We start from the raw sequence: 7,251 nt of genomic DNA, 5'->3' as shown, positions 1-7,251 counted from the left end.
CAGGTATGACAAACTCGCCGTCCGCTTCGAAGCGACCGTGCTGGTCGCAGCCATCAACGAATGGCTGTGACCAGCACTTTCACAACAGGCCCTAGTGCTGATCTTGCAAGCCCTGCCACCTGCTAGGTGCCAGGCAAAGTGAGCTAGGAATCCCCTCCCTTCAGGGAGGGGAGGAGTCAACCGGCCCTTCCCCGATCCGCAGGGCGCGCACGGCGCGCCGACCGACGCCCGGGGCAGGATCACCGTGTACCACGGCATCCCCGGCCGCGAGCCCGGCACCTCCGAGGCCGAGGTCGACTGCATGGTGACGGGCGGCCGTACGGCGACGGTCACGGCGGTGGTCACCAAGTCCACCGTCGGCGACGTCGGCAAGCGGATCGGCATCAGCGTCCAGGACGGCCGGCACGGGGAGCCGGACCGGCTCGGGTTCTCGTGGGGCATCGTCAACATCGACCCGCCGCACCAGGACGAGCACGGCGAGGTCGTCCAGCCGACGGTCGGGACGTGCATGGCTCCGGCCCCGTTCACGACCGTGGTCCGGGGCGGCTTCACCGTGACCCCGGCGCCGCTGCCGCCGCTGCCGGACGGTATGGCGTCCTGAGGGCCTGCGCCGAGCGGGCTCCGCCGAGCGGGCTCCGGAAAGACGACATCCGGCCGGGGTGCGCCGGCCGGATGTGGGGGGTGCGGTGGCGGTCAGGCGAAGCGCTGGGACGGGGAGCCGTCGCAGGGCTGGAGGCGGGCCGGTCCGCCCGCGGCGGCGACCGTCAGGCACATGGCCGGGGCGGCCGCGGGGCGCAGGGTGGCGCCGTCGCGCAGGAACGTCTGGTTGGCGCCGCCGTGGCAGTTCCAGATGATCAGCGCGGTGCCGGCGCCGTAGCGCGCGCCGGGGACGTCGAGGCAGCGGTCATGGGTGAGCTCGACGTGGACGGACGTGCGGGCCGGGTCGTACCACCAGCCCTGGTTGCGGCCGCCGTGGCAGTCCCAGCCCAGGACGGCGGTCCCGTTGGCGCTGGCGCCGCCGTTGGTGTCGAGGCAGGTGCCGGTCGCCTCGCCCCGCAGCGGGCGGTACAGGTCGTCCCAGGCCCCCGCCTGGAGCACGGGGGTGCCGGTGCTCGCCGGGTCGGCGCACGAGGCCTCGCGCAGGCCCGAGGCGTAGAACTGGGTCAGGCAGGACGCGAACGCGCCGTGGCCCCGGTAGTTGGGGTGGAACGACTGCCGGGCGGTGTTCTCGTCCCACGGGAAGTGGTCGGCCAGGTCGAGGTAGAGGCCGCGGGCCCAGGTGTCCTCCATGCAGACCTCGTGGCCGTGGAAGAGCCGCGAGTTGTCCAGGTAGAGGGCGCCGGAGTTGCGGGCGGCCTCGCGGATGCCCTTCTCGAACGCCGGTACGGCGTAGTTGCGGCCCCAGGTGGCGTCGGAGTCGTAGCCGGCGCAGCCGCCGGGCAGCTTGCCGGGGAAGGAGGGGTTGTCGTAGAAGTCGGGGCCGATGGGGCTGGGGTAGCCCATAACGACCAGCTTGTAGTCGGCGTCGGCGTAGCCGGCGTCGCGCATGACCGTCCTGAGGTCGCCGACGGTCGCCTCGACCTTGGGTCGCAGGCCGTCCACGCGGGCCTGCCAGCCGGGGGCGTACTTCGGCTGGCAGGTGCCCTGGCTGAGCACCCAGCGGGTGACGCAGTCGGTCATGACGGGGCCGAACTGGAGGTCGTCGTTGGCCCCGGCGACCAGCAGCACCATCTTGATCTTCGTGTTGCGGGCCTTGACGGCGAGGCTGTCGCTCTGGACCAGTTCGTCGGCGTACTGCTTGCTGCCGCCGATCCTGATGTTGCCCGTGTAGCCGCCGGAACAGGAGACGTTGAAGGTCAGGTCGGCCTGGATGCCGGTGCGGTGGATCGCGGCGTCGGGCGAACGGTGGCACTGGTTGGAGGGGGTGTTGGTCGCCGGGTCGTAGTTCCCGACGCCCTCGCCGGAGATCTCGCTGTCGCCCAGCGAGATGAGCCCGGTCCGGCGCTCGCTCATCGGGCGGATCGCGGGGTCGCCGTAGATCTTCGTGGCCTCCGCGGCGCGGACGGCCTCCAGTTCGGGCGGGAGCGGCTTGACGGCGGCCGCCACCGCGGTGGTGGTCGCCGCGGTGGTGGTCGCCGCGGTGGCCGACGGGGCCGCCTGGGCCATCGGGGTGATGGCGGTGACGCCCCCGAGGGCGGCCGCGATCGCCGCGGCGGCGGCGAAGGTAGATCTGAGTCTGGGTCTGTTACGCGCCATGAATGCTCCCCGGTGTCGGTGTTACCCCGGGTATTTACTGGCCGGTAGGGGAGTTGGGAACACTTTGAACAAGACAATTGCTCAACTTTTTGAGGAGGCCACGAACATGACCGACGATCAGTACCGGGTGGAACACGACTCGATGGGCGAGGTGCGGGTCCCCGCACACGCCAAGTGGCGCGCCCAGACACAGCGCGCCGTGGAGAACTTCCCCGTCTCCGGCCAGCGCCTGGAGCGCGCCCACATCGCCGCGCTCGCCCGCATCAAGGCGGCCGCCGCCAAGGTCAACGCCGAACTGGGCGTCCTGGAACCGGACATCGCCGCCGCCGTGCGCGCCGCCGCCCTGGAGGTCGCCGACGGCCGCTGGGACGAGCACTTCCCCGTCGACGTCTTCCAGACGGGCTCGGGGACCTCGTCCAACATGAACGCCAACGAGGTGATCGCCACCCTCGCCGGCGAGCGGCTGGGCCGGGACGTGCACCCCAACGACCACGTCAACGCCTCGCAGAGCTCCAACGACGTCTTCCCGTCCTCCATCCACATCGCCGCGACCGCCGCCGTCCTCCAGGACCTGGTCCCCGCCCTGGAGCACCTCGCGGCCGCGCTCTCGCGCAAGTCCGCCGAGTTCGCCGAGGTCGTCAAGGCCGGCCGCACGCACCTCATGGACGCCACCCCGGTCACCCTGGGCCAGGAGTTCGGCGGGTACGCCGCCCAGGTCCGCTACGGGATCGAGCGGCTGCGCGCGGTCCTGCCGCGGCTGGCCGAGCTGCCGCTGGGCGGCACGGCCGTGGGTACGGGGATCAACACGCCGCCCGGTTTCCCGGCCGCCGTGATCGCGGAGGTCGCGGACCACACCGGGCTGCCGCTGACCGAGGCGCGCGACCACTTCGAGGCGCAGGGGGCACGGGACGCGCTGGTGGAGACGTCCGGCATGCTGCGTACGATCGCCGTCTCCCTCACCAAGATCGCCAACGATCTGCGCTGGATGGCCTCCGGCCCCCGCACCGGCCTGGCCGAAATCAACCTCCCCGACCTCCAGCCGGGCTCCTCGATCATGCCCGGCAAGGTCAACCCGGTGGTCCCGGAGGCCGTCCTGATGGTCGCCGCCCAGGTGACCGGGAACGACACGACGGTCGCGGTCGCGGGCGCGGCGGGCAACTTCGAGCTGAACGTGATGCTCCCGGTCATGGCCAAGAACCTGCTGGAGTCGATCCGGCTGCTGGCCGCCGCGAGCCGGCTGCTGGCCGACCGTACGGTCGACGGGATCACCGCCAATGCCGAGCGGGCCAGGGAGTACGCCGAGTCCTCGCCGTCCGTGGTGACCCCGCTGAACCGCTACATCGGCTACGAGGAGGCGGCCAAGGTCGCCAAGAGGTCGCTCGCGGAACGCAGGACCATCAGGGAAGTGGTGCTGGAGTCCGGGTACATCGAGCGCGGCGATCTGACGCTGGAACAGCTCGATCAGGCCCTTGACGTGCTGCGTATGACCCGGCCCTGACCGGGGGGCGGATTCCGGCCGTTCGCCGCCCCGGGCCACCTCCGTGACCCGCGCCGCAGCGGGCGCCGCGGCCGCGCCCTAAGATCTGCGCATGACAGGTACGGCAGGCCGCGGGGGCGGCGACGCGCGCGGGACGCACCGCGCGGCACGCGGTGACGCTCCGGACACGCACTGGGCGCCCGGGGACCACATCCTCTGGCGCTACCGCGACCACGCCCCGGGCCTGAAGGGCCCGGTCCACATCGCCCGCCCGGTGACCGTCGTCCAGGACACCGAGGACCTGCTGGCGGTGTGGATGGCCCCCGGCACCGAATGCGTCAAGCCGGTGCTCGCCGACGGCACCGCCGTGCACGACGAGCCGCTCGCCACCCGCTACACCGCGCCCCGTACGACCGTGCGGTCGCGGTGGTTCGGGGCGGGCGTGCTGAAGCTGGCCCGCCCCGGGGAGCCGTGGTCGGTGTGGCTGTTCTGGGAGCACGGCTGGGAGTTCAAGAGCTGGTACGTGAACCTGGAGGAGCCGCGGACCCGGTGGGCCGGCGGTGTGGACTCCGTGGACCACTTCCTGGACATCTCCGTCTACCCCGACCGCAGCTGGAAGTGGCGCGACGAGGACGAGTTCGCCCAGGCGCAGCGGGCCGGGCTGATGGCCTCCGCGGAGGCCCGCCGGGTGCAGGCCGCGGGGCGGGCCGCGGTGAATGTGATCAAGGCGTGGGGATCGCCGTTCTCGGACGGCTGGGAGGGCTGGAGACCCGATCCGACCTGGGATGTTCCGGTTCTTCCCGAGGACTGGGACCGCACCCCGGCGCATATGACCTCATGAGACCCTTGATGCGCCCCCGGGGTTCAAACGTAGGATCGTCCTCCGTAAGGCTGCGTAATTGGCATGCTGCGCGCGGGACTTGGTGACGAGCGGGCAAACGGGCGGGGTGGCGGCGCCCCAGGACACAGTTGGGGGGACGTTCCCGGGAGGTGACGGTGCCCGGGCCGCTGAGCGGGTATACCGCGACTGAACCGAGTTGAGTGCAGCGCACATCGAGCGCAAACGGACGGACTTCCACGCGTGACGGAGTACCCCACCTCTCACGAGGGCCCGCAGCCTCAGTCTGCCGCGGCGGGCGGCTCCGCCGTGCCCGTGCCGCGCGGGGCGAGGCAGCAGCGCACGGGGCGCGCGGCCGCGGGCTCCGACGAGGCCGGCCACGGCAAGACGCCGGCCCCGGCCGCCCAGGCCACCCGCCCGGACCCCGCCGATGCCTGCCCCGGTCCGGCGGCGATCCCCCCGGCCCGCCGCGGCGACGGCGCGGGCGCCGGGGACGACACGGCGCTGCCCGGCGCCACGACCGACGCCCCCGGCGCCCCCGCCTCTCCCACCTCCCACGACGGCACCGGCACCGGCACCGGCGAGGGCGCGGCGCGGGTGCGCGGCGGCCACCGCCGCGACACGGCCGCCGCGCGCAACGCGGCCGGTCCCGGCGCCACGCCCACATCCGGCCGGGACCCGGCCGCCGCCGCGGATCCGGCCGCGGCCACCACCGGCCCGGCCGCTCCGGGCTCGGGCTCCGCCTCCCCGGGTACGGGCTCCGCCGCCGCGGGCGCGGGCTCCGCCGCGGGCGGCGCGGCCGGCGCCGGTACGCCGGGCACCGGCGAGCTCGGTGTCGCCCGGCGCGAGGGCGACCGGCTGCGCTTCGTCGGGGCGGCGACCCGCCGGATCGCCCGCGGCATCGACCTCGACGAGATCGTGCTCGGGCTGTGCCGGGCCACCGTGCCGACGTTCTCCGACGCCATCCTCGTCTACCTGCGCGACCCGCTGCCGGTCGGCGACGAACGGCCGATGGGCGCGGTCGTCTTAAGGCTGCGCCGCACCGACCGGCTGCGGCCGATCGACGACCTGACCGACCACACCTCCGGCGCCGGAGTGGATCTCACGGCCGTCGCCGGGGTCACCGGGGTCACCGGGGCCGCCGGGGAGTTCGACTTCAGCCAGCTGCCGCTGCTCGGCCCGCAGGGCGACCTGCCGGCCGCCGAGCTGTGCGAGATCCGCCCCGGCGGGGCGCTCGCCGAGGTGCTGCGCGGGGTGCGGCCGGTCTTCGGGTCCTCCCCCGCCGCCCGGGCCGCGCTGCCCGAGCTGCTGGGCGAGGAGCACCCGATCCCGCGCGGCCAGCGGGCCATCCTGGCGCCGCTGCGCGGCCGCCGCCGGGTCATCGGGGCCGCGGTGTTCCTGCGCACCCCGGAGCGGCCCGCCTTCGAGCAGAACGACCTCCTGGTCGCCGCCCAGCTGGCCACGCACACCGCGCTCGGCATCGACAAGGCGGTGCTCTACGGCCGCGAGGCGTACATCGCCGACGAGCTCCAGCGCACCATGCTCCCCGACAGCCTGCCCCAGCCCACCGGGGTCCGGCTGGCCTCCCGCTACCTGCCCGCCGCCGAGACGGCCCGGGTCGGCGGCGACTGGTACGACGCCATACCGCTGCCCGGCAGCCGGGTCGCCCTCGTCGTGGGCGACGTCATGGGCCACTCCATGACCTCCGCCGCGATCATGGGCCAGCTGCGGACGACGGCGCAGACCCTGGCCCAGCTGGACCTGCCGCCCGCCGAGGTCCTGCACCACCTCGACGAGCAGGCGCAGCGCCTGGGCACCGACCGGATGGCCACCTGCCTGTACGCCGTCTACGACCCGGTCTCGCACCGGATCACCATCGCCAACGCCGGCCATCCGCCGCCGGTGCTGCTGCACCTGGGCGGCCGCGCCGAGGTGCTGCGGGTGCCGCCGGGCGCGCCGATCGGCGTCGGCGGCGTGGACTTCGAGGCGGTCGAGCTGGACGCCCCGGCCGGGGCGACGCTGCTGCTGTACACCGACGGCCTGGTGGAGTCCCGGCTGCGGGACGTGTGGACGGGCATCGAGCTGCTGCGCGAGCGGCTGGCGACCACCGCCCAGCTGACCGGCCTGGACCACCCGCCGCCGCTGGAGGCGCTGTGCGACGACGTCCTGGACATGCTGGGCCCCGGCGACCGGGACGACGACATCGCACTGCTCGCGGCCCGCTTCGACGGGATCGCGCCCAGTGACGTCGCGTACTGGTTCCTGGACCCGGAGGAGACCGCTCCGGGCCGGGCCCGCCGGTTCGCCCGCCGCGCGCTGTCGCGCTGGGGCCTGGAGGAGCTCGGTGACTCCCTGGAGCTGCTGGTCAGCGAGGTCGTCACGAATGCCGTGCGGTACGCGGAGCGGCCGGTCACGCTGCGGCTGCTGCGGACGGACGTGCTGCGCTGCGAGGTCGGCGACGACTCCCCGCAGCTGCCCCGCCAGCGCCGGGCCCGGGACACCGACGAGGGCGGCCGCGGTCTGTTCCTGGTCAACCGGATGGCCCGGCGCTGGGGCGCGACCCGTCTGAGCAGCGGAAAGGTCGTCTGGTTCGAGCTCCCGTTGCCGGGTGGCCGCGAGCGGCGTTGACTGGTCGGGGAGGGCCGAGGCCGACAAGGACCTGCGGCGGCCCGATCGCGGC

General features: G+C 73.9%; 5 protein-coding genes. 4 read left to right on the top strand and 1 reads right to left on the bottom strand.

The features are described from left to right. The first annotated feature begins 244 nt into the window (after window positions 1-244). Window positions 245-601 (top strand): hypothetical protein, encoded by a 357-nt coding sequence (locus ACIPXB_RS27100; RefSeq protein ID WP_401454000.1) that lies wholly within the window; start codon window positions 245-247, stop codon window positions 599-601. A gap of 92 nt (window positions 602-693) precedes the next feature. Here ACIPXB_RS27100 and ACIPXB_RS27095 read toward each other — a convergent pair whose 3' ends face one another. Further along, on the bottom strand, window positions 694-2,256 hold the full coding sequence (locus tag ACIPXB_RS27095) for a ricin-type beta-trefoil lectin domain protein (protein ID WP_401453999.1): 1,563 nt from the start codon (window positions 2,254-2,256) through the stop codon (window positions 694-696). Between the two features lie 106 nt (window positions 2,257-2,362). On the opposite strand from ACIPXB_RS27095, the gene ACIPXB_RS27090 reads away from it, so the two are divergent. The 3 genes from ACIPXB_RS27090 (at window position 2,363) to ACIPXB_RS27080 (ending at window position 7,199) form a co-directional block, all read left to right on the top strand. Then, on the top strand, window positions 2,363-3,754 hold the full coding sequence (locus ACIPXB_RS27090; protein ID WP_401453998.1) for a class II fumarate hydratase: 1,392 nt from the start codon (window positions 2,363-2,365) through the stop codon (window positions 3,752-3,754). Between the two features lie 91 nt (window positions 3,755-3,845). Then, a complete protein-coding gene (locus ACIPXB_RS27085; RefSeq protein ID WP_401453997.1) occupies window positions 3,846-4,574 on the top strand; it encodes a DUF402 domain-containing protein in 729 nt (242 codons plus the stop codon). A gap of 240 nt (window positions 4,575-4,814) precedes the next feature. Further along, a complete protein-coding gene (locus ACIPXB_RS27080; RefSeq protein WP_401453996.1) occupies window positions 4,815-7,199 on the top strand; it encodes a SpoIIE family protein phosphatase in 2,385 nt (794 codons plus the stop codon). Window positions 7,200-7,251: the final 52 nt, after the last annotated feature.

Source organism: Streptomyces sp. NPDC090022 (assembly GCF_044748145.1).
Classification (GTDB): domain Bacteria; phylum Actinomycetota; class Actinomycetes; order Streptomycetales; family Streptomycetaceae; genus Streptomyces.
Note: the sequence above shows the minus strand (reverse complement) of the source record. Positions and strands in the feature narration are given on the sequence as shown.